Source organism: Phormidium sp. CCY1219 (assembly GCF_035615515.1).
Lineage (GTDB): Bacteria > Cyanobacteriota > Cyanobacteriia > Cyanobacteriales > Laspinemataceae > CCY1219.
Genome location: NZ_JAJENT010000687.1, coordinates 12,298 through 38,324, shown reverse-complemented (window position 1 = coordinate 38,324; position 26,027 = coordinate 12,298). Strand labels below are relative to the sequence as shown.

Genomic DNA, 26,027 nt, shown 5'->3' with positions numbered 1-26,027 from the left:
ACCCGCCGCCGAGGAAGAACCCGCCGCCGAGGAAGAACCCGCCGCCGAGGAAGAACCCGCCGCCGAGGAAGAACCCGAAGCAGAGGAAGAACCCGCCGCCGAGGAGTCTCCCACAGCGGAAGAACCCGCCGCCGAGGAGTCTCCCACAGCGGAAGAACCCGCCGCCAATGCGGAGTCAGCCCCAGAACCGAGTAGCGAGGCGAGGGTGGTGGCGATCGGAAACTCCCAATTTATCAGCGATGGCTTATTTCAACTGCAGTTAAATGGAGATGTTTTCCTCAACTCCGTGTCTTGGTTGAGCCAACAAAACGAAGAAACCCTTTCCATTCGTCCGAAAGAAGCCACCAACCGCCGGATTAATATCACCGAAGAACAAGCCAGACTGCTCAGTTGGTTGTCTGTGGTAATTTTGCCCTTAGTGGGGTTGTTATCCGCCGCCGGTTTGTGGTGGCAACGGCGTTAAGAACGGTGTGGAATTTTGTCGAGTAAAAGTTGCTTGAATTTCCAGCCGTTTTCCCACTCCGTCGGGGCGCAAGTTAATGCGCCCCTCATCCCACTCAAAAATTTAACGATTACAACTAACCAAACTGTTTATCTCAACCACCCGGAACGACGAAACCCATGAAATTGCAGCGTTCGACTTTAGTGTTGATGGTACTTGCCGCTAGTCTAGTAGGGGCGATTTATTTCTATGAAGCTTCTGTAGTTCCCTCTCAGGAAGCCGCTCAGGAACAAGAGCAGCAACTCTTCGCTTTTGAAGAGGACGCCGTGCAGACGTTTATGGTCAAAAATCGAGAACAAACGTTGCGCTTCGATCGCTTGACTCGCGAACAACCGGAACCGGGACAACCCACTTGGATGCTCGAAATCATCGAGGGGAAATTGCCGGCGGAGACGGGGGAAAGTGAGGAGACGGGGGAGAAGGGTTCCACCATGCGAACGATGTATCCGGCGAATGAAGCCTATGTGTCGTTTTTATTAAATGAATTAGCCAAAGGAAAAAGCGATCGCCAAATTACCGCCACCGCGCAACAAATCCAAGATTATGGGTTAGAAAACCCCAGGGCCAGAGTGGAAGTCACCCTGCAAAACGGTCAAACGCATCGGCTGCTTTTGGGAGGTCGGGATTTCACCGGCAGCAATTTATACGCCCAAGCGGATCCGCCGGATGGAGAACCCACCACTTCTCGACCGGTGTTGTTGGTGTCTCCGAATTTAGAGAATGCGGTCGATCGCCCGATTGAAGAATGGATTCAACCCCCGGAAGAGGCGGTTGAGGGCGAAAGCACTGAGGGTGAAAGCACTGAGGGTGAAAGTGCGCCGGAAACCTTGCCCGAACCCCCCGCCGACCCTTCCCCGGAGAATCCCGAGGCGGATTCCGAAGCACCTTCGCCAGAACCTTCGCCGACCAATTAATGTTAAATTTGCTTGGCAAACGGGACAATTTTGCGGTGGGTATGGCCTACAAATCGGCGGTGGGTTGGCCCACCCTACGGCTATAATTGTGGTAGGTCGTTGCTTATCCTTCACCACTGGAAATGCGCGATCGCAAAATTTGGTGCTGAATCCCTTTCACCCACAACCAGCCGAAAAAGCAACCGATAAAATAATAGGGAAAATCCGACCAAAAAAAGGTTGTCCCCAACACCAAACGACCCACTAATGTGGCGCGAATGGCTTGTAAAAAAGGCGGATGCCACAGTTGCAGAAATTCCAACATGCAGGTGACAGCACACACGCCCACGGAAGTCCACAGCGCCGATGCTTGCGGCCAAATCAAAATCACCAACAAAATCCAAAAAATTTCGTAAGGAATTCCCCCAAAGGAATTATTGAGCCAATCTTGCCCCCAGCCGCGATAAAATTTGGTAAATAAGCCAAACGGAACGATAATCAAAATGCTAATTAGCAGGGCAAGGCGATAGTAAAAAAAGCGATGATTCGGCGATAAAATAGAAAACATGGTAATTGTAGATGGGGAGTTGATAAGCTAGAGAGTAGGGATTTTATGCGAATTGCGGCTCCCCCAGTCCATTGTGGAAAATCGGGAAAACCGCAGTCCAAAACTATTTTATCCCATTTTTCTAAAGCCTCGAGGGAGACCCACCACCTGTAGGGAGATGGCATGCGGTGGGACTCCCTTTCATCGGCATCATTATGTTAGAAAAATGGCACGATCTGCAAATAAGTCATACCATTTTTCGATAACGATGTTAGAGTTGGTGCCCCCCAGTTCCCTCAAAGACGCGATAAATCGCGTCTCTACAAGAGGGGGGTCGTAAGCATCTCTAACAGTATTTTTGAAAAATGGTATAAGCTGGGCCGTGACCCAGCTTACAGATTCACTAGCTATTGGCTAGTGACACACCACACTCCGCCTTAATGCGGCGAACATTAGAAGCGATACCCCGCACCGACTTGGAAACTTAATGCCGCGTCATCGCTGTTTTCGTAAGCATCGAAACCGACTTTAGCATCGCCAAACAGAACGATATTTTGTCGCAGCGCCGCCTCCACCCCGGTTGTAACCACAAAAGCATCTTGGTTCCCGAGGGCGGTGGATTCACCCTTCTCGGTAATCAAAGAATAACCGCCACCGAGATAGACATTGGCGTTATTCGTAACCGGCACATCCAGGGAGAGCATGGGGACTAAAGCGGCGGCGTCATTATTGATAAAAGCCGCACCGCGTAGAGACACCGGGGAATTGCGGAACTGATAGCGCCCTTGGAAATTGCCGCCGACTGTTCCATCGTCGTCCCCGTTGTTTGCGTTTCCGGCGACCCCTGCGCCGAGATAGTGCCCGGACATGCCTTGTTTGCCGGTGAGTTGTTGCAAACCTTCTGCATTGGCGCTACCGCCAGAGAGGATGGGAGTCAGCATCAACGCAGACAAAGTACAAAGAGTTGCCGCAGATTTGAGAATGGATTTCATAGTTGTAGGTTGGAGAATTGATTTCACTCTTGCTGTGATATTTCGACTGTATTGGAGAAAGGCGATCGCGAGGTGGGGGGATGTGTAACTATCTCAAGTGACTGTGGTGGGGAACCGCGATCGCGCTCCATTCTCGCGGATATATACGCGGGTTTATAGGTGAAACGCCTTGTCTGAGTCACAATTGCCACACCGGATAGCAGTAGCGATCGCACTGACACTCCACAAACTGGCTTTTTCGCCGGGAACCCGCCGTCAATTTTCTCGTTCTATTCGCAATTCTTTTGCACTCTTAACTCGTTCCCCCCTGGGGGTAACGCCCCTCCCGCAAATACCTGCACAATCATTTCCATCCCCACGGAGGAATTCTTGCACTCATCCCATCGATTTTCCAGGGGGTAAACCCACTCAAACCGACCCATCAATTAACGGATAAAGCTTGGAACCGGAAAAATGATTTCCCGCCACTTTATCCTTAATTTTCTGCTGGGTAATGTAGCCCAATTCGTAACAATATCCTGGCAAGACATCCAACTTTTGACGCACCTTGCGATAGGCTCTGCGCCGGGTGGCTTCGGTAGGTTTGCCAATCAACCAATTCACATGAGCGTGCTGATTGAGGTCTTTCCAGAGTTTGCGGATGTCTTTAATCAGTTTTTGCGCTTTTTTCGGATCCTCCGCATCCCACGCCATGCTAGTGGCGTATTCATCTACGGCATATTTCTGCGCTTTGTCGAGCAAGTAGGTAATCGCCCCGGAGAGGGTTTTGAGTTCGGATTTAATCGAACTTTCGATTTGACTGTCGGAGCGACTGATATATTTACTAAAGCCGAGGAATTTTTCAAACTCGCTCAGATGCGATTCAATCGCGGATACGGAGCGATAAACCGCCTCGAGGGCTTGTTCGATTTCGCCAGAAATTTCTTGTTCTTGTTCCGGTAAAAACAGGGTGCCTTGGTGGGCGCGATAGGCGACTTCTTCCACCACGGGATAATCGCAGATCCCGGTTTGGCGATATAAGTAAATAAAACTGCCAATCAGTCGTTCTTGATACCGTTGTTCTTTGGTGGGATTCGGACGGTGACGATTCAAGTTTTGCTGTCGGAGATTTTCCAGCCATTCGCGAATGGCGGCTTCTACTTCCGGATTATGAGAGATTTGGGTATTTTTGCCGCGCGCATGACCCACGGCGATGAAGCAAGCACTCAAACTGGTGATAACGGAGAGTAAAAAGAAGAACAGGGAAAAGCCCAAACGAGAGAAATCTAGAGCCAACAAATTGCCGAAGAAGTTATTGTAAGCGAGGCGGACTTCTTCCACGCCGGAGGTGATTTCTCCGTATTCGTTAAAATACTGACTGTAAACCAGGGGTAATTGTCGGTTGAGAAAGATTAAGTCGTTACCGATTTGGTTGCGAATTTTCAGTTTTTCGTGCCATTCATCGCGCACGGCGAAGGTTTCTTGTCGCAGGCGATCGGCTTTTTGGCACAAGGGTAGATTTTCTGTGGGAACGCGATTCCAATTGCGATCGCGTTCGGCGAGATAGCCGTGGGTTTCGACATAAAGGGAATCCCAACGCGGATCGGAGCGATCGAGGGTTTCGAGTTCTTCGCGGTTGGCTTCACACTGAGCCAGGGTTTTTTCGTAAGCTTCCGTATTGGGTTGAACTGCTTTAACTTTGCGATCGTGTTCTTCGATTAATTCGGTGGCGAGTTTGTAACTGAGGGCGGGGCGGTTATTAATCAGTTCCGCACCAATTCCAGCCACGAACGACTGCAGCAAGCTCATGGAAATAAAGCCGGCAAATCCGACGCGAGACCAGAATTTTTTACCGGGTTTGCGATTGGCGGTGGCGGTTCCGGATTGGTTGGTCCAGTTGAGAACGATTAAATTGAGAATGAAGCTGGCGATCGGGGCCACCCAAATGTTACCAATCCCCTTGAAGGCGAAGAAAAGCAGGGGCATATTGGTAATGGCGTTGAGTAAGGTGGCACCGGAGATTAAATCGGCGGTAATTTCCGAGTCGGTTCGCAGGTCTCTCGGCGCAAATGCTTTGCCATTAAAATGAGTGGGGTTTGCCATGACAAACCCTAACAAAAATAAAATCAGCGGTTTGGGGCTGAGGGAATAAAATAAGTTCCAAAACCATCCTTGGCGTTTTGCCCGTTTGACTAAGCTTTGATATTCTGGATTGTTTTCCAGCCACTCGATGAGCAACAAATCGTCGCTTAAGGGAGCTGGCGGGTGATGCGATCCGTTTAACGGTTCGAGATTGTTATAGGGCAATAAATCGTATTCTTCGCTTTTCATTGGCTACAAAGAGTAGTTGTACCGAGAAAGGTTTCACGAAACCCTGATTTCAAAATTTACCTTGCCAGCAAAGCCCCTGGATCCGCAGCAGTGGGATCCGGTGAAGCCGATCGCCAAAGGAGTGCGATCGCGCGCTTCCTAAGCAGCCACGCGCAAGGGACTTTGCTTGTAATCCTCGCGAAATCGCATCCCACGGCTCAGCTAGGAGCCAGACCCCACCGGGGAGGAACGACCTACAATTCTTGTCATGGTATCAGAGTTTCTCGCCAATGAAACCGCTATGCGCTCTTTGGGGATTTCTGTCAGGGAAAAATCCGGGCGCTAATTCCACAGCGGGGGGTGGGGGAAGTGCAGTGGCGATCGCCGCATAGCTGTTTCCCAGGGAGAATTTGCGCCCAATAATTGTCATCCCCCTAAGGGGACAATTGGCATTTTTTAGGGTGGATCTGCACTACCTGTTATGTCTGGCGGTTAACTGGAGGGTCAAAATAATCCGCACAGTTGCGCTGACTTTTAGTTATAAGGTGGGCAGTGCCCACCCTACGATTACTCGAGGGTCAAAATAATCCGCACAGTTGCGCTGACTTTTAGTTATAAGGTGGGCAGTGCCCACCCTACGATTACTGCTCGATCGAGGTTTTTTCAATCCACTGCAAAATCGCTTGATTGATAAATTCCGGTTGTTCGTCATAGGCGACATGACTCCCTTGGGGAATCACCTTCAGTTCCACATCGGGATTTAATTCAGTCACACGTTTGGCACCGGAAAATGGCACGATGTTGTCTTTATCTCCCCACAATAATAATGTAGGTTTGTCTAAACTCATCAACAACTCTTTGACATTGGGGCTATATTCCGGATCGTTGCGGGTGAGCGCCAGACGATAAAACACCTCTAACACGCCGCGATCGCGCGTGGGAGCAGCAAATAATTCCACTAATTCTTCATCCACCAATTCATCGCGATGATAAATCTGCTTCAAAACAAACCGCAATAACTTCGGTTGACGCACGATTTGAAAAAGCGGCCACAAAAGAAACGGAGAAGAGAAAAAACGCTCGATCGCTCTTGCCCAAGCGGGGGGCTGTCGGGTTTGCGCTTCTGGCAAAGTCAGCAGCGCCAATCCTTTGGCCATTTCCGGATACTTTGTCACTGCAGTTAAAGCAATTAACGACCCCAAAGAATGGCCGACAATCACCGCCGGTTCGCCAACGAAACTGCGCCAAAAATCATGCACTAAATCCGCCCACAATGACACGCGATAGTGTTCCGGGGCTTTTTCCGAGGCACCAAACCCCAAAAAGTCGAGGGCGTAAATGGTATGATGTTGGCTAATCGGCATTAAATTCCCGCGCCACTGTCCGAGAGCTGAGCCAAATCCATGCAGAAAAATTAACGGGAGTCCGTTCGGTTTTCCTTGGGGCGATCGCAGGTAAGTGTAGCGGATTTGATACCCTCTCCACACCCAATCTCGCTGACGACCCAGTTTATTCTCAATCGGTTTAGCAACAGATGGGGTTATCATTGATGGTTTTAATCGGTAATATGGCTGAAATTATCTGTAAGGTGGGCAATGCCCACCCTACGCTTGTTTCGTGGTGCAAAAAAACGAGAACAGCTATAACTAAAACAGCAATAATTTACATTTTACTGACTCGGGGTGCGATCGGTGCCGTTTAACCCTCTGCAATGTCCCACAGGAGAGAAGTCCCATGTCTATCCATCGCCAACAGGCAAGCGATTATCTCGAAAAACTACTACAGCAGTACAGTCTCGAAGAACTGAAGGCAAAACTGGAGCAAAATCCCAGTCCTCCCGCGCCGAAACTGCCGAGGGGCGCGCATCTGACGCCAAAACTGGTGGAAAAACGCTATCGAGCGATCGCGGCAGCGCCAGAAATCCGCGACGCCCTGCTAGACGAGCAAACCGAAGCGAATTTAGAGTGCTATCAGCGCAATATCGAAAACTTTATCGGGACGGTAAAAATGCCGGTGGGTCTCGCCGGTCCGTTGCGGGTGAATGGGATTTTTGCCCAAGGAGATTATTATATCCCCCTGGCGACCACCGAAGCGGCGTTGGTGGCGTCTTATAACCGAGGGGCGAATTTAATTGCAGAGGCGGGCGGTTGTGCGGCGATCGTGCTGAATGAAGGAGTCAGTCGCGCCCCCGGATTTGCCTTCCAAACCCTTTCGGAAGCGGGGCAGTTCGTGGTGTGGACCCTCTCGCAACAGGAGCAATTCAAGCGCTGCGCCGAATCCACCACTCGCCACGGCAAGTTAATCGATATTCGCATCAGCGTGGAAGGCAATCACGTTTATCTGGATTTCGAGTTTACCACCGGGGATGCGGCAGGTCAAAATATGGTGACGATCGCCACCCAAGCCATTTGCAACTACATCCAAGAACATTCCCCCATTCAGCCGCAATATGCCTTTGTGGAAGCGAATTTATCCGGTGACAAAAAAGCCAGCGCCCGCTCTTTCCTGCTAGTGCGCGGCAAAAAAGTCAGCGCGGAAGCGATTATTCCGGCTGAATTGGTGGTCAAACGCCTGCACGCCACTCCCACAGAAATGGTGAATTATTGGCGGATGTCGGCATTGGGAGGCACCATGAGCGGCACCATTGGGGTGCAAGGACATTATGCCAACGGACTGGCGGCGCTTTATATCGCTTGCGGACAAGATGTGGCTTGCGTTTCGGAGTCGGCGGTGGGGGTGACGCGGTTTGAACTCACCCCGGAAGGGGCACTCTATGCGGCGGTGACTTTGCCGAATTTAATTGTGGGAACCGTCGGCGGGGGCACCGGTTTGCCCAGTCAGCAGGCTTGTTTGGAGATTCTCGGACTCAAAGGGCCGGGGAAAGCAAAGGCGTTTGCAGAAGTTTGTGCCGGTTTGGCCCTGGCGGGGGAACTGTCGATTATCGGTGCCTTATGTTCGGGGGATTTCGCCCGCGCTCATCAACGTTTGGCAAGGGGAAAGAAATAGAGAATTGAAAAAAGCGATTGTCGGGTGCGTCACCCCCGCCACCCCATCGGTGGATTGTCAGCAAAATCATTTTTTGGGGTGACGCACCCGACGGGGGGACTGCCGGATTTTGGGGGATTAATATGAGTTAATATTCATCGATTTTGGGGGGAAAAAAGATGATAAAAAAATGGTGGATTTATCAAAAAGAACGGTTTCCGGTGGTGGCGAATGGGGTGTTGATTGCGGCGTTTAGTTTGTCGGCGGTTGCCCATTCGATGTTGTTGCGTTCTGGAGGAGAAATTGCCAATTTTGCCACTGGGGGGGCGGTGGCATTTGTCAGTGGGTTTTTGTTTTTTTTGCAGTTGAGAATTTTTGATGAATTTAAGGATTATGAGGACGATCGCCAATATCGGCCCTATCGTCCGGTTCCGCGCGGGTTGGTGAGCTTGCGGGAGTTAGCGATCGCCGGGGTAATTGCCGCCGGAATCCAGTTGGCATTCGCCCTGGGGTTGTCGCCGAGGTTGGTGCTGCTGTTGCTGCTGGTTTGGGGCTATATGGGATTGATGGGGAGGGAGTTTTTTGTCCCGGAGTGGCTGAAAAAGCACCCGATCGCCTATTTAATCAGTCACATGGCGATTATGCCGGCGATCGCCTTTTACTGCATGGCGTGCGATTGGGGAGCGATCGCCACCACACCGCCTGCGGGTTTCACCTGGTTTTTGCTGGTCAGTTTTTTTAACGGCATCATTATCGAAATTGGCCGCAAAATTCGCTCCCCCGACGACGAAGAAACCGGGGTAGAAACCTACAGTGTTTTGTGGGGAAGGCGCAAGGCGGTATTCCTGTGGTTGACGGTATGTGGCGTCACGGCAATTTGCGCCTTGCGCGGGGCGGCGGAAATTGAATTTATGCTGCCGGTGCTGATTTTACTCGTCGGATTGCTCGTCACTGCGGCGCTGGTGAGTCGCGGTTTTTTAGCCCATCCTTACCCCAAAGCGGGTAAGCGAATCGAAATTCTCGCCGGGATTTGGACATTGCTGATGTATTTGAGCCTGGGGGCGATTCCCCTCGGGGTACGGTATTTTTTCCCGTGAGTGTGGTGGTTTCTGGGCGGGAAAAACCCCCCACCGAGGCACTGCTGTAACAAACTGTTATGGAAGGAGTGCAGATAAAGCGGTATAGTTGAGGCGATCGCTCGTGACGAAGATTAAGGACTCGTCGTCTTGCCAAACACATCGTCTGTCAACTCCGAATCCACCTCAACTCGAATCCTCGCGATTACCAACGGGAAAGGCGGTGTGGGAAAAACCACCACCGCTGTGAATCTGGCGGCTACGTTTTCCCAAACACAGCGCATCCTGCTGGTGGATACAGATCCCCAAGGATCCGCCACCTGGTGGGCGGAACGGGGCAAAAAAGGTTTTGCCTTCGATATCGCCCAAGAAAGCGATCCCACCCTGTTGGGGGAATTGCGCCAAATTGAAGGGTACGATTTAATCGTGGTGGATACGCCTCCCGCCCTGAATTCTGAAGGATTGGCGGCGGTGGTGGCGGGTGCGGATTATCTGCTACTCCCGACCCCTCCCGCGCCGATGGATTTGGCGGCGCTGATCGATACGGTCCGCCAAGCGGTGATGCCAATGGATGTGGCCCACCGCGTCTTGCTAACGCGGGTGGATTCTCGGGCGCTGGGAGAAGCTCTGGAGGCGCAAAACACGCTGATCGAACTGGGAATCCCCACTTGTCATGCATTCGTGCGGAGTTTTAAGGCCCACGAACGCGCTGCCCTCGATGGGGTGGCGATCGCCGGGTGGCGCGGCAGAAATGCAAAAGAAGCGGCGGCAGATTATCGCCGGGTAGCAGATGAATTACAGCGTGATTGGAGAAACTGATGGCTAGAAAAAAAATTTCCGATTTAATCCGCAATGAGGCACAAAAACTCCCGGATTCTGAGGGACAATCTGCCCCCAATTCTCCCCCGGATGCGGTGACGCCCGAGGCGTCAGAAGCCGAAAAACAGGGTTCTACCGATGCCGCACCCGCTCCCTCTCATGCTCTCTCGCAATTAGAAAATACCGTCCAGGAATTAAGAACGGCGTTGCAAGAAGCCCGGGAACAAGAAGGCTCTCAAAATCAACAAGTCGCCGATGTAGAATCGCAATTGCAAGAGCTACAAACTCAATTGCAGCAGGTAGAATCCCAATTAAATGCCGCCGTTAAACTCAATAGCGAATTAGACCAAGAAAAGGCTAATTTACAAACTCAATTGCAGCAGGTAGAATCCCAATTAAATAGTGCCGTTCAACGCAATACGGAGTTAGAATCGGCTAAGGAAAATTTAGAAACCCAACTCGAGCAGCTTGAGGAAAAGTTAAAACAAGCCCATCACGATAATGACGAGCTATTGCAAGGAAAAGGCAATCTCGAATCGGAATTGGAGGAGCAAAAGCAATTAAATCAGCAGCTTCAAGAGGACGTGAAGCAAGTGGGCGAGCTAAAGGCGCAGTTAGAAGACGCCAAACAATCCGCCCTGAATTTGGCAGAGGAAAATGAAGCGCTGACGGAACGAGTTAAGGGGTTAAAAGAAGAGCGGGAGAAAGGAACCGTTATGCATAGTTTAGTGGTGAAGAAAACTCGTCCGACTTCGGAAAGTCAGGTATTGCCCGACCCGTTACAGCCAAATGATATGAGTTGGATCGATTAATCCCCCTCGAATTGGCAAGAAAAGGGAAAATTTGGGATCGGGTTTGCAGATCAAATGGGGGCGATTAAAATCGCGCCTTTGCAAGGCAATCGTGCGCCTACGCGGACTGATTCTTTTTAACACGATTGGTCCGCAGGCGATATTAAACGGTTGCGTTTGGCGAGTGGGAAATGGCATCGATCGCTTCGACTACTTGTTCGATCGCGGAAGCTTGTTCTTGGGTGGCGAGGGAAATCTGGCGGGTATTTATGGTCACAGAAGCGATCGCCTCGCGCATTTCGCTCAGGTTGGTGGCAGTTTTCCGAGTGGTGTCTTCGGTGGAATGGACGGTTTGCGTGCCATTTTTGGTGGCGATCGCGGCCACCTCTAGGGTATCTTGAATGGTACCGAGCAAGCGATCGATTTTCTCCGCCGATTGGCGCGAGCGATCGGCGAGTTTGCGAATTTCTGCCGCGACTACGGAAAATCCCCGCCCTTTTTCTCCCGCCCGCGCCGCTTCTACTGCAGCATTGAGGGCTAGCATGTTGGTTTGAGTGGCCAAATTTCCCACTAAGGTGGCGATCGTGCTAATTTCTCGGGTACTCTCGCCCAAGCGTTCCATCTGCTCGGCGATCGCTTCTACGGTGTGTTTCAGGGTGAGGGTGTCGTCGCGCGATCGCTCTACGGAACGGGTGCCTTCCTCTACCCTAGATAGCGCCCGATCCACGCTACCACTCGCCGCCGCACAAGCATTGGCGACCTGTTGGGCGGAGGCTTTTAATTCATCCATGCCCGCCAAGGCTTCTTTCAGTAAGACATTTTGTCGTTTTTCGACATCTAAGGCGGCGGTTTGTGCCGCGAGCAAGTCGGTTTTTTCCTGAATTTGTTGCTCTAATTCATCGGTTTGCACGATCGCTTTTCCGGCGAGGGGACGGAGCAATAAAACCAACCCCCCGGTGCCCAAGGTGGTGAGAAGGGCGATCGCGATCGTAATGCGGAAAATTTGCCGATTCACTGGCGCATACAGTTCCTCGCGATCCATCTTCACCAACACTCCCCAATTGGGAATGTCCAATGGCTCGAAAGCGAGGGTTTCTTGATGGTCAATTCTCTCATTTCCCCGCAGCAATCCGCTTTCTCCCAAGGCGGCTTGTTCGAGGGATATTTTCTCGGTCGTCGATAGGCGGGTGCTATTATCCCGTAAGGGAAAAAACATCTGCAATTCGTCATTTTCTATGCTGCCGAGAATGGTTTCCCCGGTTTGTCCCAACCCGGTGTAATCTTGTACAATGCTCTCTAAACTCTCCACTTTAAATAACACGATATCGGTTCCCACGCGCTCTGATTGCCCGTTGAGAATCGGTGCGCCAACTATCAGATAAGATTCCCCCTCCAGTTCGATGGGAGACCGAATCAGGGCATTTTCCGAGGTCAAAGGGGGTAGCAGCCAAAATTCTGGCGGGATAGCCATTCCCACGCGAACCGCTTTTTTGCCTTCGCGATCGAGTCGCGTGATTCCCACCACTTCTGGCGATTGGTTCAGGGCATCGGTTAAAATATTTTGGCTCACCCGGACGAATTCTTCGGTGGGGATGTCGCCTTGGTTGTAGGCTTCCAATTGTTGGCGGGCTTTGGTGCGACTGGCAATTTGCAAGGCAATACTTTTCGCGCGCGAAACCGATTCTTCGATGGCCATTCCTCGAGTGCGCGCGGCAAAGAGCAAACTTCTTTCTTCGGCTTGTTTGAGTTGGTCGTACAGGGGCAAAATACTCGCGATCGCCACACTCACCCCAATCGCGAGCATTCCCAAAGCAGAATAAATAACCAAGGATTTCTGTAACGTCTTGGCATTGTTTAAATTGGTTTGGTTGGCGTTAGTCATGTTTTCCCCTTTTTGGTGACTTTGGTTGGGCGGTTTTTCTCCAGGTTCTCATTCATACTTTAGCAGTTGGTCGCGGTAAGCAGTTGGGGGGATGTCCCAAGCAACTCTTTTCTATTTTATACAAAACCTGTAGGGTGGGCAATGCCCACCTGAGATTTCCTTTTTTTCCCATAATATTCACCGACTTTCGCCTGCGTTAAAATTGTGGCAGATTCCCACTGAGAAAAAAAGGAAAAGCCAATGGGTAACATTATTGAGGCGACGGAGACTCGGCATCCCCAGTTAGGCGGAAAAGCGGGGGCATTGGCGGCGTTGCAAGATGCTGGAGTGCTGATTCCTCCCTGGTTTGTGGTATCTCCGCAGGCATTTTCCCCCAAGGCAGATTTATTGGCGAGGGGGGGAATTTTGCAGTATCGGGCGGAGGACCTGATGGAGGATGCTGTGAGAGAAGACATCGAACGGGCGATCGCGCAACTGTGCCCGCATGGGGAACTGGTGGCGGTGCGATCGTCGGCGATCGAGGAAGATAGTGCGGAACATTCCTTCGCGGGACAGTTGGAAAGTTTTCTGTTTGTGCCACCGGCAGAAGTGCCGCAAAAGGTGGTAGAGGTGTGGAAATCCGGGTTTAGCGATCGCGTATTGGCTTATTGTCGGGAACGCAATTTGGGCGCGCCGCAAGCGCCTGCGGTACTGGTTCAGCGGATGGTGAATCCGGAGGTGGCGGGGGTTGCGTTTGGGGCGGATCCGGTGTCGGGGCGACGCGGGGTAGCCATTGTGAGTGCGGTATATGGACTGGGGACTGCTTTGGTTTCCGGAGAGTGCGATGCGGACACCTACGAAGTCGATCGCCGGGGAAACATTCTCAAACGGGCGATCGCCCGCAAAACCACCGCCCACCACTCTGGAGAAAATGGCGCAGGGGTGGTGGCGACCCCAGTTGCCGAGGATCGGGCCAATCAATCCGCCTTGGGGGACGATCGCATAGGCGCGGTGGCGAAACTGGTGCGACAACTGGGGCAACACTTCCACCGCCCGCAAGATATCGAATGGGCGATCGCCGACGATAAACTATACTTGCTGCAATCGCGACCCATCACCTCCCTCACAACTCTACCCGACCCCGACGGGGCGCTGAATCTCTGGGATAACAGCAACATTGCCGAAAGCTACGGCGGCGTCACCACTCCGCTCACTTTTTCCTTCGCCCGTCGTGCCTACGAAGAAGTCTACAAACAGTTTTGCAAGCTGATGGGCGTCCCCCGGGAAACCATTGCCCAAAATCGCGTCACCTTTAGCCGGATGCTGGGTTTGATTCGCGGGCGAGTGTATTACAATCTCTTAAGCTGGTATCGGGTTCTCGCCACCTTGCCCGGATTTACCGTCAATCGCCGATTTATGGAACAAATGATGGGGGTAAAAGAACCCCTCTCGGAAGAGATTCTCGCACAAATTCAACCCCCTTCTTCCCCAAATCGCCTGCAAGATGCCCTCCGACTCAGCGGCACAATTGTCGGTTTGTTCGTTAATTATTTCCGATTGCCCGCCAATATCAAACGCTTTTATCTCCGACTCGATCGCGCCTTGAATACCCCCTTACCTGCCCCGCCTAAATCCCTGCGCGCTGATGAATTAGCCGCCTATTATCGCGATTTAGAACACCAATTGCTCACCCGCTGGGACGCCCCCTTGGTTAATGATTTTTTCGCCATGATTTTCTATGGCGTCTTGCGAAAACTGACCGAAAACTGGTGCGGCGATGGGGAAGGAACTCTGCAAAATGATTTAATTAGTGGCGAAGGGGGCATGATTAGCGCCGAACCCGCCAAACGGGTTAAAGAAATGGCAGAAATTGCCCGGGAAAATTCTCCCCTGCCGGCGCTGTTGTGTGAGGGGTCTTTAGGCGAAATTCTCCGAGGAATAAAACAGTGGCCGCAGTTTCGAGAAAAATATGAAGAATACTTGGCTAAATTCGGCGATCGCTGCATGGACGAACTGAAATTAGAAAGTTCTACCCTCCACGATGACCCCTTGCCTTTATTGCGGGCAGTCGGTCATTTGTCGCGGTCCGCTGCAAAACATCAACCGCCCCCAACGGATGCCCCGCTTTCCCCGCGCTGCGCCGCAGAAGCAAAAGTAAAAGAAGCATTACACTCCCATAAATTGCGGCAAATCCTGTTTGCTTGGGTGCTGAAAAATGCCCGCAATCGGGTGCGCGATCGCGAAAATCTTCGCTTTGAACGCACCCGCTTATTCGGACGAGTTCGCCGCATTTTTCTGGAAATCGGCAAGCGCTTTTATGCAGAAGAATTGCTCGCCGAAACCCGGGATATTTTCTACCTGGAAGTCAACGAAATTCTCGGATATATCGAGGGAACCTCTACCACCACCAATTTAAAAGGATTAGTTGCCTTGCGTCAGCAGGAATTTGCCACTTACCAGGACTCACCCCCACCGGGCGATCGCTTTGAAACGCGCGGCATCGTTTATCTGGGAAATCCCTTTTCTGCGCCATTACCCAACCTAACCCTAAATGGCGAAACTTTGCCGCAAAAAACCGGCGATTCGCACCAAGGATTGGGATGTTGTCCCGGTATTGTCCGAGGCAAAGTGCAAGTGGTTTCCAATCCAAAAAATGCAGTGCTAGAATCCGGTTCGATTTTAGTTGCAGAACGTACAGATCCGGGGTGGATTATGTTATTCCCCGCAGCTTCGGGGTTGCTGGTGGAACGCGGCAGTTTGTTATCTCATTCGGCAATTGTTGCCCGAGAAATGGGCATTCCGGCGATTGTTTCCCTTGCCGGCGTCACCCAATGGTTAACGGATGGCGATTGGGTAGAAATGGATGGAAGCAGCGGAATCGTGCGGAAAATTCCGCCTGAATTATAATTCCCAAAAACTCGTTTTCAGAATTACCCTGTTATCCAAACAAATAGCCCGCGCAGGCGGGCTTTGTTCGCATTTATATCGACTCTTGTCGGGTGCGAAAATTATTCTAAAATAAGCACACCGAATCTGGTGTAATGGGACAGGTAGTTTCGGCGATCGGGTTTTTTCTCAGGTCGAGTTTGGCGAGATTGGTTAAAGAAGCGAGGGGAGTAATATCGCGAATTTCATTGTTGCTAAGATTCAGTTCGGTTAAGCGGTTCAAGAAGGCGATCGCGCTGATATCGGAAATCTGATTTACGCTGAGAAATAGGGTATCGAGCTGATTCAAAGAAGACAGGGGGCTAACATCTGAAATCTCATTGCCAGTCAGAAACAACTTATCGAGATTCGTGAGAGAAGACAGGGGTCTGAGGTCGGCAATTTGATTGCTGCTGAGGAAGAGTTCTTTTAGGTTAGTTAAGGAGGAAAGCGGACTCAAATCCGAGATTTGATTGAAATCCAGGGAGAGGCGCGTTACATTGTTGAGGGAAGACAAGGGAGTAAGGTTGGCAATTTGATTGCGTCCCAGAAAAAGAGTGTCGAGATTGGTTAAAAATTGCAGGGGAGTGATGTCGGAGATTTGGTTATCGTAGAGGTCTAGGGTGGTGAGGTTTTCCAGAGAGAGTAAGGGTTGGATATCGCGAATTTGATTGCTGCTGAGATAGAGATATTGCAGGTTAGTCAAACCGGCGAGGGGACTGATATCGGAAACTTGATTGCGACTCAGGTAAATGAGTTGTAAATTGGTGAGGGAAGCGAGGGGTCTGAGGTCGGAAATTTGGCGGTTGCTGAAGGGGAGAATGCTGCGCCGGGAAAGGGCGTCTTGGGCGCGATCGCAATCGGTGGTTCCCGCTTCTTCTAATAAAGCGTCGATGGTTCGTTGGGTTTCTGGGGCGAGACGCAGGCGGTTGGTACACCATTCGCCAAAGGTGCGAAAATTTTCCACCTGTTTGGATTCGCCCGCAGAGATTGGCAAAGCGTATCCGACTAAGGTTAACATTAATCCCAGGGAAACTGCTACACCGCGCTGGCGCTTGGGCGAGGGTTTTTCCCCATGATTGGTTTTCGGGGTGTAGAATCGAGAGAAAAGCGTTTGCCACATGGCAAGTATCTCCTAAATTACATTGGTTGCGAGGACTAACCTATTAATACAGATGTGCTTATGAATGCTGAAGTTGCCGATCGCGCGGATTTTTCTACCATTCGTTATGCCCAATGTTGGGAAGACGCGGATATTTTATTGCCCGCATTGGATATCCAACCGGGAGAAACTTGTTTGGCGATCGCCTCGGCGGGGGATAACGCCTTGGCGATGCTGAGTCAGTCTCCCGCAAAAGTTATCGCCCTCGATTTAAGTGTTTCTCAACTCGCTTGTTTGGAATTGCGCGTCGCCGCCTATCGCGAACTCACCCATCCAGAATTGTTAACCTTTATCGGAAGTCAAAATCCTGGCAAAAAAGGCAGCAAGGAGGCACAAGAAATCTCCGCCTGTCGCGCGCAATTTTATCGCCGCTGTCGTCCGCATTTATCCCCAAAAGTGCAGCAATTTTGGGACAGTCATCCCCAGGAAATTGCCAGCGGAATTGGTACGGCAGGAAAATTCGAGCGCTATTTTGCCCTATTTCGCGATCGCCTGTTGCCTTGGGTTCACCGAAGCGATCGCATTGACGAACTTTTGGCGGGGGGTTGCTTAGAAACCCGGCAAGTTTTCTATCGAGAAAAATGGAATACTTGGCGCTGGCAACTGTTATTTCGCGTGTTTTTTTCGCGTTTCGTCATGGGGCGTCTGGGAAGGGATCCGAGCTTTTTCCAATATGTAGAAGGCACAGTGGCCGATCGCATTTTAAACCAAACCGCCTACGCCCTCACGGAACTGAATCCGGCAGAAAATCCCTATTTACAATGGATACTAAAAGGCTATCATACCACCGCCTTACCTTACGCCCTGCGCCCGGAAAATTTTGCCGCAATTCGCGACAACCTGCATCGCTTAGAATGGCATTGTTGTTCGGTAGAAACCTTTTTAGACCGCATGGGAGAATCGGCCATTGATGCTTACAATCTGAGCGATATTTTTGAATATATGTCCCCGGATAATTATCATCAGTTATTATCCCGGTTGATAAAATCCGGGCGGTCTGGGGCGCGGTTGGTGTATTGGAATATGCTAGTCCCGCGTCAGCGTCCGGAATTTCTCAGCGATCGCCTGCGATCGCTGGATAACTTCGCCCGGGAATTGCACCGAAAAGATAAAGCATTTTTCTACAGTAATTTTATCGTGGAAGAAATTGTTTAAGGGATCCCCGGATCTCAAGGCGACCCCCTCGCCTTATTGCATGTCCCCTGCTTAGGATTGCAGTTGGGTTTGAACGAACACTTGTAGCCGTTCCAATTGGTGTTGTAACTCCTGAAAATACCCCTGAGCTTTGTCCGGAGAATCGGTGGACTGAGGGTGGGTGTGACTCGCCCATTGTTCCAGTTGGGAGGCGATCGCCGATAACGTTTCAGCCCCCACATTGCCCGCCGATCCTTTCAAGCGATGGGCGAGTTTTTCAATGGCCTCCAAATCCACCGATGCGATCGCTTGTCCCAAGGCATCAATATCCGAATCCGCCGCATCCAGAAACGCTTGTAACAGTCGTTTTTGCAAGGCAATTTTGCCCCGGGAGAGGTTGTGCAACCGTTGCAGATTCAGCGGTGTATCGTCCGAGGGGTTTTGTGCTACTTGGCCATTGTGCGAGGTCGGGGGCGAGGCGGGAGGTGCGGTTTCTGTCTCGCGTTCTGCAGGGCGGCGGCTATGCTGCGATTCCGGTGCGATCCAGCGTTCTAGCACGTCGGATAGGTCATCGAGTTCCACCGGTTTGCTGAGATAGTCATCCATTCCCACCGCGAGGCATTTCTCTCGTTCGGCGGGCATCGCGTGAGCGGTGAGAGCGACGATCGCCGTATGACGCTCGCTATTTGCCTCCCGTTGGCGCAGTTCTCGCGTCGCCTGATAGCCGTCTTTCACGGGCATCTGACAATCCATCAGCACCAAATCCCACTCCTCTTGCGACCAGCGATCGAGCAATTCCTCACCGTTGGCCACACATTCTGCCTGATACCCCAAAGCTTCCAGTTGACTGAGAATCACTTGCTGATTCACCGGATGATCTTCCGCCACCAAAATTCGCAGTTCGAGTTTTTGTGAGGAAGAAACCCGGGGTGAGGCGGGGGCGTCGTCGATTGGGGGGCGGGATGTTTCTGATTCTTGGGCGATCGCCTCTGGGTTGCGCTTGGCAAATGCCACTTGACTTCTCACCGCCGCCACTTCTCGCGTCAACTGGGTTGTGCTACAATCCGCCACCGCCGGATCGGCAAGTACCGCCGCCACCAGTTTTTCAAATAACTGAGAGGTTTTCACCGGTTTGAGCAGATAATCGCAACAGCCTTTCCCCAGCAACTCCTCCACGCGATCGCGCTGTTGCAAGGAAGTGAGCAGCAACAACCGCGTTTGCCCCAACTGCGGATGGCGACGTACCATCTCGATGGGGGAGTCTTCTCCCTCGCCGGAAGCTAACTGCACGTCCAGCAGTAGCACATCATAGGGTTGCTGACGCGCGATCGCCTGTCGCATTGCCTGCAGCGCCCTTTCCCCGGAAGCCACCGCATCGGAGTGCATTCCCCAGGAATGTGCTAAATATTGTACCACTTGCCGGGTCTTGCGCGGTTCGGCAGCCACTAACAATCTGCGCCCTGCCAAATCCAGAGGCATGGGGGGCGACATTGCATCGCATTGTTTCTGCACTTCTACGGTAAACCAAAACGTCGAGCCAACGCCGACCTCACTTTCTACGCCGATTTCGCCGTCCATCAATTCCACCAACTGCTTGCAAATCGCCAGTCCCAGACCGGTGCCGCCATACTGGCGCGTGGTAGAAGCATCTACCTGAGAAAACGAGCGAAACAGCTTTTCCTGTCCTTCCGGGGAAATTCCCACCCCGGTATCCGTGACGCTAAAGCGCAGGCGCAAAGTGCTATCCGTGGCACCGGCCCAGGCGACTTGTACCACCACATCGCCGCTGTCGGTAAACTTAATCGCATTCCCCACCAAGTTGAGCAAAATCTGACGCAACCGACGCGGATCCCCGCGCAACAGTCGCGGCACCTGCGAATACACCAGCACCACCAACTCCAGCCCTTTCATTTCCGCTTGGGCGGTGAGAATTTCCACGACTTCTTCCATAAAGGTATCTAAGTTGAAGTCCAAGGTCTCCAACTCCATCTCACCGGCTTCCAGTTTCGAGAAGTCGAGGATATCGTTAATCACGCTAAGCAAATGTTGGGCGCTGCTGTGGATTGTGCGGGCAAAGTCTCCCTGTTTCGGGGTTAAGTCGCTTTGCAGTAACAATCGTGCCATGCCCAATACCCCATTCATCGGGGTGCGGATTTCGTGGCTCATGTTGGCGAGAAACTGTGAGCGGATCGAGAGGGATTGCAATGCGGCTTCTCGCGCTTCCACTAAGGCGGCTTCATAGGCTTTGCGATCGCTGATATCCCGCTGAATCCCGATAACGCGCATCCCTCTGCCCCGGGCATCTCTCTCGCACACTTTACCGCGATCTAACATCCATTTCCAATCCCCGGATTTCGTCTGCATCCGATATTCCATTTCATACACCGAGGTTTCCCCTTCTAAATGCGCCTGTAACGCCTGCTGCACTTGGGGTAAATCTAAGGGGTGAATTAACCGATCGCGCGCGTTCATCGTCGCTTCGATTTCATCTACATCGTATTCGAGCATTCGACTCCACTGCGGGCTGTAATACACCGATCCGCTGGTGACGTTCCAATCCCACAATCCTTGTTCGGTTCCGTCTAAGGCAAGCTGCAATCGCTCCTGACTCTCGCGCAGTGCGGCTTCCGCTTGTTTGCGTTCCGTCACATCCATCACCACGCCATCCCAGAGAATGTCGCCGTTAAATTGCTTTTCGGGACGGGATGAGGCGGAAATCCACTTGCACTTTCCCGAAGGCGTGACGATCCGCCCTTCCCACTGCCATCGAATTAGCGTTTGTGCCGATCGCATCACCGAGTGTCTCCAACTCTGGCGATGACTTGGATAAATTCGGTTCTCAATTTCCAGGGGGTTGTTCTGAATCTGTTGCGGTGTTAGTTCGTAAATGTCTCGACAACCAGAACTGACAAAGGGAAAGGACATGTTCCCGTTGGGTTGCAGTCGGAATTGATAAATCATTCCCGGAACGTTATCGGCTAAGGTTTGAAATCTCGCTTCACTTTTGCCTAGGGCGACTTCCACTTGAAAGCGATCTCTCATTTCCCGCTGCAGTTGCTCGTTTGCCTGGGTTAGGGCAAAGGTCCTCTCTTCTACCATCAGTTCTAGGTGTTTTTTGTACTGGCGCAACTCCTCTTCGATGCGCTTGTGCTGCGTAATATCCCGCCCTTCGGCAATAATCAGGCTGACTTCACCGAATTCGTCGATGACGGGTTTGAAAGACGCATCAATGGTCACTAATTTGCCGTTGACGCTGGGCACTTGGAATTCCGTTCTCACCACCTGCCCTTGCAGTGCTTTTTCGATTGCCCCTCGCGCATATTTGGCAAACCCTATCGGCTTTTCCTCCACCCTCGGCGCACTCCACCACGGCGTTTGCCAAAAGGGCTTGGCGATCGCTTCTTCATGCTTTAAACCACTAAATTCTAGGGCAGTTTGGTTGACTTCCAGTACCGTTCCGTCGGTGGCGAGTAACCCGATAAATTGAAAGGCTTGGTTGAAAATCGCACGAAAGCGCTTTTCGCTTTTTGCCAGTGCCTCTTGGGCAATCTCCCGTTCCTTCATTTCTTGCGCTAGTTGCTGATTGGCTTGTTGCAGTTCCTCCGGAGAGGGAAGACTCAGCGCTTTGGGAATAATCCACACTAATAGCACGGCGGTGATTAACGAGATGAGTGCCGTTATGGCTTTGATCGCCCCGGAAACCCAGTAGGTGGGGTGCCACAAGGTCCAGACTTCCATCAAATGCGTGGTGCCACACGAAAGGATGAAGGCACTAAACATCCAGAAAATCCAGGGAAAGGGCAAATGCTCTTTTTTGTTGACGAAGTACACCAGCATCGCCGGAATGGAATAGTACGCGAGGGCGGTTAAGGCGTCGGAGAAGATATGCAACCCGACTAAGGGCGGTTTCCACAGGTAGCAATGCCCGTGGGGAATGAAGCTGTCGGAAAACAAATTCATCAATACCATTGTTTTTTGCGCGATTGAGTGTTTTTACTGACTACAGGTGGGAAATAACGTTTCTCAATCATTATCCCCTGCTCGTCGGGCCGATCGCGAGGCGGCTGCTTGTAAATACGCAGTTCTGTCTCCAGTGGGAAAACGCCGATCGCAAGAAAAGCGCTTTTGCTGTCATCTCTCTAGAGGCATCAATCTTGGCGATCGCCCTTCTTTCTCGTCCCTATCTTACCAGACGATCGCTCGATGACCGACGCTCCCTTTATGTTCCCCTCTCTCCCTTGCTCTCCCCCTAAATTCCTTTTTGCAAAAAAAAGGTGCGATCGCTCATCCTCTGCGATCGTCACACATGTTGTATGACACCACTGTTCAAGGGCGATCGTCTCGGGGAAGGGGTGAACCTGTTATCCGGCTGTTACGAAATTGAAAATTTAGAATTGAAAATTTAAAATTTAGAATTTTTGACTCATACCCACTCACCCTTGCAAAACTCTGTTTCCATAGAGCGCCCCCCCGCAACGCCGCTTGAGGGGGCGTCACCCCTCCTGGTTCCTTGGGAAAATCTCATTGACGGAGATTAACAATTAACAATTAACAATTAACATTTTTGGCGAAAGTATCGAAAATTACCAAACCAGTTCTTCGCATCAAAGCAGAAAGTAATTCTATCATAAAAGCGGCTTCAATCGGGGAGATAAAATTTTTTTCGGAATCTATGAAAGATTTAGTCTCTCCCGAAACTTTTTTCCCACCCTTTTCGTCCTATGATATTGAGATATCTAATTATTAATACTCCGGAGTAGAAGGTGATTACTCTGAACTTGGTGCATCCTAATCAACAAACCCCTTCTCAAAGTTGGACCTTTGAGAACGAAGACGTGATTCGTATCGGGCGTGCCCTCGATAACCACGTGATTCTCTACAGCGCGGTGGTGTCCCGCCACCACCTGGAACTGCACCGCATCGGGTGCAATTGGAAAATCCTGAATTTAGGCCAAAATGGGACTTACGTGAACGATCGCCCGATCGTGCAAGCCCCCGTCATCGATGGAACCATCATCCGTTTGGCGCGATCGGGTCCGCAAATTGCCATTTATAAAAAGGCCCATCAATTTAAAAACGTTCGCCAACACCAAGCCCACTTACTGGTGGGATAAAAAGTTAACAAATAGGAGAAAATTGTCAACCGTGATTTTGCGGAAATCACATTTAAAAACCTCCGGGAAATTACCGATAGACCCTGGAGTGTTGAGGGACGCGGAATCGTTCGTTGTCCCGAGATCCTTTAGGCGATGCAGGGGCGTTTTATTCACTGGCGGCGATGCGATCGCGAATCTCTAAAGCGGTTGCCGGTGCCAACAACACCCCATTGCGATAATGCCCAGTGGCCAACAAAACATTTTCAAATCCAGCTAACGGGCCGATAATCGGGGCGGGTTGCCCTTCCGGACGCGGACGCAATCCCGACCAGGTGCGGACCGTTTTGGCCTGCGCTAATGCGCGACAAAATTGCAATGCTTGGGTGCGGAGTTCTTCTAACAATGCCGGATCCCCTGCGATATCCCTACCCGGTTCCGGGAATTCCACCGTTGCCCCCACCCAATAGTCCGTAATCGCCTCCGAACCGCCAATGCAGGGTACAATATGTACGTCATTTCCCGTAATCACCGGTTGCTCTGTGGCATCGCCGATGGGATTATCCATCTGAAGCTGCAAGGCTTGTCCGATAACCGGGCGAATGTCTACCGGGCGTTCGAGATGTGCGGTGAGGGGAGTAGAACCCAGTCCGGCGGCCACCACGAGCCAATCGAGTTCTAAACTGCCGTTGCTGGTTTCTACGCGATCGCAGATACTTTGTGTCTCACTTTTTTCAGTATAATTCGCATCCTCCACCGCGACGCCAAACTGAAACGAAACCCCATTGCGTTCGGCGGCGGCGACCAAAGCGCGGGTCAAGGCCACCGGATCCACTTGGCGGTCTTGGGGCGAATACACCGCCGCCACCATGTCTAAATCCGCAAGCTGGGGATAGGCCATTCGCGCCTCATAAGGCGGTAAAATCTCCAATTGCCAGCCGCGATCGCGACGAGTGGCAGCCAATTGTTCCCATTTAGCCATATCTTCACCGGGAAAGCAGAGCTTGAGAATGCCATGTCGGTTGTAGGGAATATGACCCTCAGCGATCGCTTCTAACTCCGGAATCAAAGTTTCGTAGCGCCGCAGACTGGTTTCGCGTAACCGCCAGCCCCTCCCTTTCACTTTGTGACTGATGATGCCCATCATCACCCCCAATGCGGCGGCGGTACATTCTTGCGCCGGTTCTTGGCGATCGACCACCGTAATATTCAGGTTGGGAATCAAACTCAATTCGTAAGCGATCGCGGCACCAACCACACCGCATCCAACAATTACAACGCGAGTCATTGTTTTGTCCCCCAATAAAAGTCATCGGATAAACCAGGGGGGAAGCCAAACTCATAACCGCCGCTTCTCCCCAACCCCAAGCAATCGCCTGGGGTTTTCCGAGAAAAATTCAGGGCGGGCGCGAAGCGGGCGATCGCGCGCTAAGCCCGCCCCCACAGGGGTTATTCCCGGGAAAATATTTAGATTCGAGGATTAAGCACTCGGAATTAAATCCAAGAACGCATCAAAATCGACGATCGCTTCCCCATATTTTTCCACAGCTTCGCTGTAGTCAGCTTCAGCCGCCGCCGCATCGATCGCCTCTAAATCGCTAAACAGCGCTTGGGATTTGCGACGGGCGGTTTTTTGTTCTCGATCGTCGAGATTGCGGGTGACATAGCTCATATCCCGGCGCAAATCGCCAAGCGGACCGTGGATAAAGGTTTCCACATCAACCCATTTGCGATCCACGATTAACTGTTCCAGTTCGCTCATGCGATCGCGCAGACTGAGCAGGTCTCCTTTATATTCTGCAATAATCTCGAGCTGACTGGGCGAATAAACCGGGGGTTTGGCCGCTTGTTGGGGAGCGCAGCTCACCACAAACACCATCACCAATGCCAGAATAGAAGCAAGAATTGACCGAAAACGTCCCATAACGTGGTTTTTTCCTTTCACTAACTGATTCATTCAACAAAAATATATCAAGATTGGGTTCATTGTTCATTAATTCGGCTTTCAGCGCAACCCCAACCCTGATTTACACCGCCATGCGCCGCAGAAACGGGACAAGCGCCTCGATGACTGGTTCGGACCAATGTTCTTGTGGATAGTGACCCGCCTCTTCGATGGCGATAAATTCCCCATCCTCTAGAATTTGCGCGAAAGCCTTGGCGTCGTCGATGGGCAGCCAAGGGTCGCGAGTCCCCCACAACACCAGGGTGGGTTGGCTCCACTCCGGAAATCCGCTGGCAATTTCCCCCATTGCCGATTTCAGTTGCAGGTTGCGAACGATGGTCAACAGCGATCGCCCTGCGGCGGAACTTTTCAAAAACGGGCGGCGGTACATATCTAAATCTTGCTCGGAGATGGTGTACCCGCTACCGGTTTCCAGGGTGCGATCGACTAATAGGGGGTCTTGGGTCATCATGTCTCCCACTAAGGGCAAACCGAGTTGCTGAATTTTCCAGGGTAACTTCGCCTTCGGGGTCACGGGGGCGTTGAGAATCGCCAGACGCACCACTTTCTCCGGATGACGCAGGGCGAATTGCAATCCCACGGATCCCAAAAAGCCTTGCACCACCAGATGAAAGCGATCGAGATTCAAGCTGGTCAAAAACCCATCGAGGGCTTCCACAAATGCATCCGGCGTATAGGCAAAGTCGCTTTTATTCGGTTTCGCGGACAACCCACAGCCAATCCAATCTGGGGCGATCGCCCGAAATCCTTGTTGAGCCAGGTCTGGCATCACCTCGGTCCAGCAAAAACTCACCGCCGGTATCCCATGCAACAGCACCACCGGCGCTTTGTCAGTTTCTGACTCCGGCTTGGCTTCCAGATAGTACCACTCCAGCCCCCCGACTTCAATTCGTTTCTCTTCAATGCCCACGATTTTTGTCACTACCATAGTCAACGTTTTGAGCTTACCGCATTTCCCCTGCCCGTCTTTTCAGCATTCCTGTAGCAGTAGG

The 26,027-nt window shown here is 51.6% G+C and carries 21 protein-coding genes and 1 pseudogene; 11 read left to right on the top strand and 11 right to left on the bottom strand.

Annotated elements, in window-relative coordinates:
* Together LKK83_RS20185 and LKK83_RS20180 are read left to right on the top strand one after the other, a co-directional pair.
* Positions 1-463: pseudogene (locus LKK83_RS20185) on the top strand (ABC transporter); the annotation flags it as partial.
* Between the two features lie 158 nt (positions 464-621).
* Positions 622-1,416, top strand: coding sequence for a DUF4340 domain-containing protein (locus LKK83_RS20180; protein WP_324633112.1), 795 nt, complete (start codon positions 622-624; stop codon positions 1,414-1,416).
* 103 nt (positions 1,417-1,519) lie between these two features.
* Here LKK83_RS20180 and LKK83_RS20175 read toward each other — a convergent pair whose 3' ends face one another.
* From LKK83_RS20175 to LKK83_RS20165, 3 genes are all read right to left on the bottom strand, one after another.
* On the bottom strand, positions 1,520-1,963 hold the full coding sequence (locus LKK83_RS20175; RefSeq protein WP_324633111.1) for a ribosomal maturation YjgA family protein: 444 nt from the start codon (positions 1,961-1,963) through the stop codon (positions 1,520-1,522).
* A gap of 431 nt (positions 1,964-2,394) precedes the next feature.
* Positions 2,395-2,934, bottom strand: coding sequence for a hypothetical protein (locus LKK83_RS20170; RefSeq protein WP_324633110.1), 540 nt, complete (start codon positions 2,932-2,934; stop codon positions 2,395-2,397).
* 408 nt (positions 2,935-3,342) lie between these two features.
* Complete coding sequence (locus LKK83_RS20165; RefSeq protein WP_324633109.1) at positions 3,343-5,244, bottom strand: hypothetical protein; 1,902 nt, start codon at positions 5,242-5,244, stop codon at positions 3,343-3,345.
* 16 nt (positions 5,245-5,260) lie between these two features.
* Here LKK83_RS20165 and LKK83_RS20160 point away from each other — a divergent pair, with 16 nt between their 5' ends.
* Positions 5,261-5,386 carry a hypothetical protein gene (locus LKK83_RS20160; protein WP_324633108.1) on the top strand — a complete coding sequence of 42 codons (126 nt, stop codon included), beginning with the start codon at positions 5,261-5,263 and terminating at the stop codon, positions 5,384-5,386.
* Positions 5,387-5,497: 111 nt separating this feature from the next.
* Here the strand turns inward: LKK83_RS20160 and LKK83_RS20155 are convergent, their stop codons facing one another.
* Together LKK83_RS20155 and LKK83_RS20150 are read right to left on the bottom strand one after the other, a co-directional pair.
* Complete coding sequence (locus LKK83_RS20155) at positions 5,498-5,653, bottom strand: hypothetical protein (RefSeq protein ID WP_324633107.1); 156 nt, start codon at positions 5,651-5,653, stop codon at positions 5,498-5,500.
* Between the two features lie 211 nt (positions 5,654-5,864).
* Complete coding sequence (locus LKK83_RS20150) at positions 5,865-6,770, bottom strand: alpha/beta fold hydrolase (RefSeq protein WP_324633106.1); 906 nt, start codon at positions 6,768-6,770, stop codon at positions 5,865-5,867.
* 187 nt (positions 6,771-6,957) lie between these two features.
* On the opposite strand from LKK83_RS20150, the gene LKK83_RS20145 reads away from it, so the two are divergent.
* The 4 genes from LKK83_RS20145 to LKK83_RS20130 all read left to right on the top strand — a co-directional run bounded on the left by LKK83_RS20145 (position 6,958) and on the right by LKK83_RS20130 (position 10,915).
* The gene (locus LKK83_RS20145) at positions 6,958-8,229 is read left to right on the top strand and encodes a hydroxymethylglutaryl-CoA reductase (RefSeq protein ID WP_324633105.1); all 1,272 of its coding nucleotides are present in this window, start codon (positions 6,958-6,960) and stop codon (positions 8,227-8,229) included.
* A 158-nt stretch (positions 8,230-8,387) separates the two neighbouring features.
* A complete protein-coding gene (locus LKK83_RS20140) occupies positions 8,388-9,305 on the top strand; it encodes a UbiA family prenyltransferase (RefSeq protein ID WP_324633104.1) in 918 nt (305 codons plus the stop codon).
* A gap of 129 nt (positions 9,306-9,434) precedes the next feature.
* On the top strand, positions 9,435-10,103 hold the full coding sequence (locus LKK83_RS20135) for a ParA family protein (protein WP_324633103.1): 669 nt from the start codon (positions 9,435-9,437) through the stop codon (positions 10,101-10,103).
* Positions 10,103-10,915, top strand: coding sequence for a hypothetical protein (locus tag LKK83_RS20130; RefSeq protein WP_324633102.1), 813 nt, complete (start codon positions 10,103-10,105; stop codon positions 10,913-10,915). Before LKK83_RS20135 ends, LKK83_RS20130 begins: the two co-directional genes overlap by 1 nt.
* Before the next feature lie 142 nt (positions 10,916-11,057).
* Here LKK83_RS20130 and LKK83_RS20125 read toward each other — a convergent pair whose 3' ends face one another.
* Positions 11,058-12,776 (bottom strand): methyl-accepting chemotaxis protein, encoded by a 1,719-nt coding sequence (locus LKK83_RS20125; RefSeq protein ID WP_324633101.1) that lies wholly within the window; start codon positions 12,774-12,776, stop codon positions 11,058-11,060.
* Positions 12,777-13,016: 240 nt separating this feature from the next.
* Between LKK83_RS20125 and LKK83_RS20120 the strand changes: the two genes are divergently transcribed.
* Positions 13,017-15,662 (top strand): PEP/pyruvate-binding domain-containing protein, encoded by a 2,646-nt coding sequence (locus LKK83_RS20120; RefSeq protein ID WP_324633099.1) that lies wholly within the window; start codon positions 13,017-13,019, stop codon positions 15,660-15,662.
* A gap of 106 nt (positions 15,663-15,768) precedes the next feature.
* On the opposite strand, the gene LKK83_RS20115 is transcribed toward LKK83_RS20120, so the two are convergent.
* Complete coding sequence (locus LKK83_RS20115; RefSeq protein ID WP_324633098.1) at positions 15,769-16,803, bottom strand: leucine-rich repeat domain-containing protein; 1,035 nt, start codon at positions 16,801-16,803, stop codon at positions 15,769-15,771.
* 60 nt (positions 16,804-16,863) lie between these two features.
* Here LKK83_RS20115 and LKK83_RS20110 point away from each other — a divergent pair, with 60 nt between their 5' ends.
* On the top strand, positions 16,864-17,997 hold the full coding sequence (locus LKK83_RS20110) for a DUF3419 family protein (RefSeq protein WP_324633097.1): 1,134 nt from the start codon (positions 16,864-16,866) through the stop codon (positions 17,995-17,997).
* A 51-nt stretch (positions 17,998-18,048) separates the two neighbouring features.
* Here the strand turns inward: LKK83_RS20110 and LKK83_RS20105 are convergent, their stop codons facing one another.
* Positions 18,049-21,945 carry a PAS domain-containing hybrid sensor histidine kinase/response regulator gene (locus LKK83_RS20105; RefSeq protein ID WP_324633096.1) on the bottom strand — a complete coding sequence of 1,299 codons (3,897 nt, stop codon included), beginning with the start codon at positions 21,943-21,945 and terminating at the stop codon, positions 18,049-18,051.
* Positions 21,946-21,959: 14 nt separating this feature from the next.
* On the opposite strand from LKK83_RS20105, the gene LKK83_RS20100 reads away from it, so the two are divergent.
* Entirely contained in the window at positions 21,960-22,229 is a 270-nt protein-coding gene (locus tag LKK83_RS20100; RefSeq protein WP_324633095.1) for a hypothetical protein, read from the top strand.
* A 510-nt stretch (positions 22,230-22,739) separates the two neighbouring features.
* The gene (locus tag LKK83_RS20095) at positions 22,740-23,090 is read left to right on the top strand and encodes an FHA domain-containing protein (RefSeq protein WP_324633094.1); all 351 of its coding nucleotides are present in this window, start codon (positions 22,740-22,742) and stop codon (positions 23,088-23,090) included.
* Positions 23,091-23,238: 148 nt separating this feature from the next.
* Here LKK83_RS20095 and LKK83_RS20090 read toward each other — a convergent pair whose 3' ends face one another.
* From LKK83_RS20090 to LKK83_RS20080, 3 genes are all read right to left on the bottom strand, one after another.
* Complete coding sequence (locus tag LKK83_RS20090; protein ID WP_324633093.1) at positions 23,239-24,357, bottom strand: NAD(P)/FAD-dependent oxidoreductase; 1,119 nt, start codon at positions 24,355-24,357, stop codon at positions 23,239-23,241.
* 192 nt (positions 24,358-24,549) lie between these two features.
* Positions 24,550-24,993 carry a photosystem II protein PsbQ gene (psbQ, locus tag LKK83_RS20085; RefSeq protein ID WP_324633092.1) on the bottom strand — a complete coding sequence of 148 codons (444 nt, stop codon included), beginning with the start codon at positions 24,991-24,993 and terminating at the stop codon, positions 24,550-24,552.
* A 103-nt stretch (positions 24,994-25,096) separates the two neighbouring features.
* The gene (locus LKK83_RS20080; RefSeq protein ID WP_324633113.1) at positions 25,097-25,945 is read right to left on the bottom strand and encodes an alpha/beta fold hydrolase; all 849 of its coding nucleotides are present in this window, start codon (positions 25,943-25,945) and stop codon (positions 25,097-25,099) included.
* Positions 25,946-26,027: the final 82 nt, after the last annotated feature.

What these genes read in the sequence shown, in the direction of transcription:
- LKK83_RS20130 (WP_324633102.1), top strand. Translation starts at nt 10,103, where the DNA reads ATGGCTAGAAAAAAAATTTCCGATTTAATCCGCAATGAGGCACAAAAA.
- LKK83_RS20140 (WP_324633104.1), top strand. Translation starts at nt 8,388, where the DNA reads ATGATAAAAAAATGGTGGATTTATCAAAAAGAACGGTTTCCGGTGGTG.
- LKK83_RS20110 (WP_324633097.1), top strand. Translation starts at nt 16,864, where the DNA reads ATGAATGCTGAAGTTGCCGATCGCGCGGATTTTTCTACCATTCGTTAT.
- LKK83_RS20155 (WP_324633107.1), bottom strand. Translation starts at nt 5,653, where the DNA reads ATGACAATTATTGGGCGCAAATTCTCCCTGGGAAACAGCTATGCGGCG.
- LKK83_RS20115 (WP_324633098.1), bottom strand. Translation starts at nt 16,803, where the DNA reads ATGTGGCAAACGCTTTTCTCTCGATTCTACACCCCGAAAACCAATCAT.
- LKK83_RS20175 (WP_324633111.1), bottom strand. Translation starts at nt 1,963, where the DNA reads ATGTTTTCTATTTTATCGCCGAATCATCGCTTTTTTTACTATCGCCTT.
- LKK83_RS20145 (WP_324633105.1), top strand. Translation starts at nt 6,958, where the DNA reads ATGTCTATCCATCGCCAACAGGCAAGCGATTATCTCGAAAAACTACTA.
- LKK83_RS20125 (WP_324633101.1), bottom strand. Translation starts at nt 12,776, where the DNA reads ATGACTAACGCCAACCAAACCAATTTAAACAATGCCAAGACGTTACAG.
- LKK83_RS20150 (WP_324633106.1), bottom strand. Translation starts at nt 6,770, where the DNA reads ATGATAACCCCATCTGTTGCTAAACCGATTGAGAATAAACTGGGTCGT.
- LKK83_RS20090 (WP_324633093.1), bottom strand. Translation starts at nt 24,357, where the DNA reads ATGACTCGCGTTGTAATTGTTGGATGCGGTGTGGTTGGTGCCGCGATC.
- LKK83_RS20180 (WP_324633112.1), top strand. Translation starts at nt 622, where the DNA reads ATGAAATTGCAGCGTTCGACTTTAGTGTTGATGGTACTTGCCGCTAGT.
- LKK83_RS20105 (WP_324633096.1), bottom strand. Translation starts at nt 21,945, where the DNA reads ATGGTATTGATGAATTTGTTTTCCGACAGCTTCATTCCCCACGGGCAT.
- psbQ (WP_324633092.1), bottom strand. Translation starts at nt 24,993, where the DNA reads ATGGGACGTTTTCGGTCAATTCTTGCTTCTATTCTGGCATTGGTGATG.
- LKK83_RS20165 (WP_324633109.1), bottom strand. Translation starts at nt 5,244, where the DNA reads ATGAAAAGCGAAGAATACGATTTATTGCCCTATAACAATCTCGAACCG.
- LKK83_RS20170 (WP_324633110.1), bottom strand. Translation starts at nt 2,934, where the DNA reads ATGAAATCCATTCTCAAATCTGCGGCAACTCTTTGTACTTTGTCTGCG.
- LKK83_RS20120 (WP_324633099.1), top strand. Translation starts at nt 13,017, where the DNA reads ATGGGTAACATTATTGAGGCGACGGAGACTCGGCATCCCCAGTTAGGC.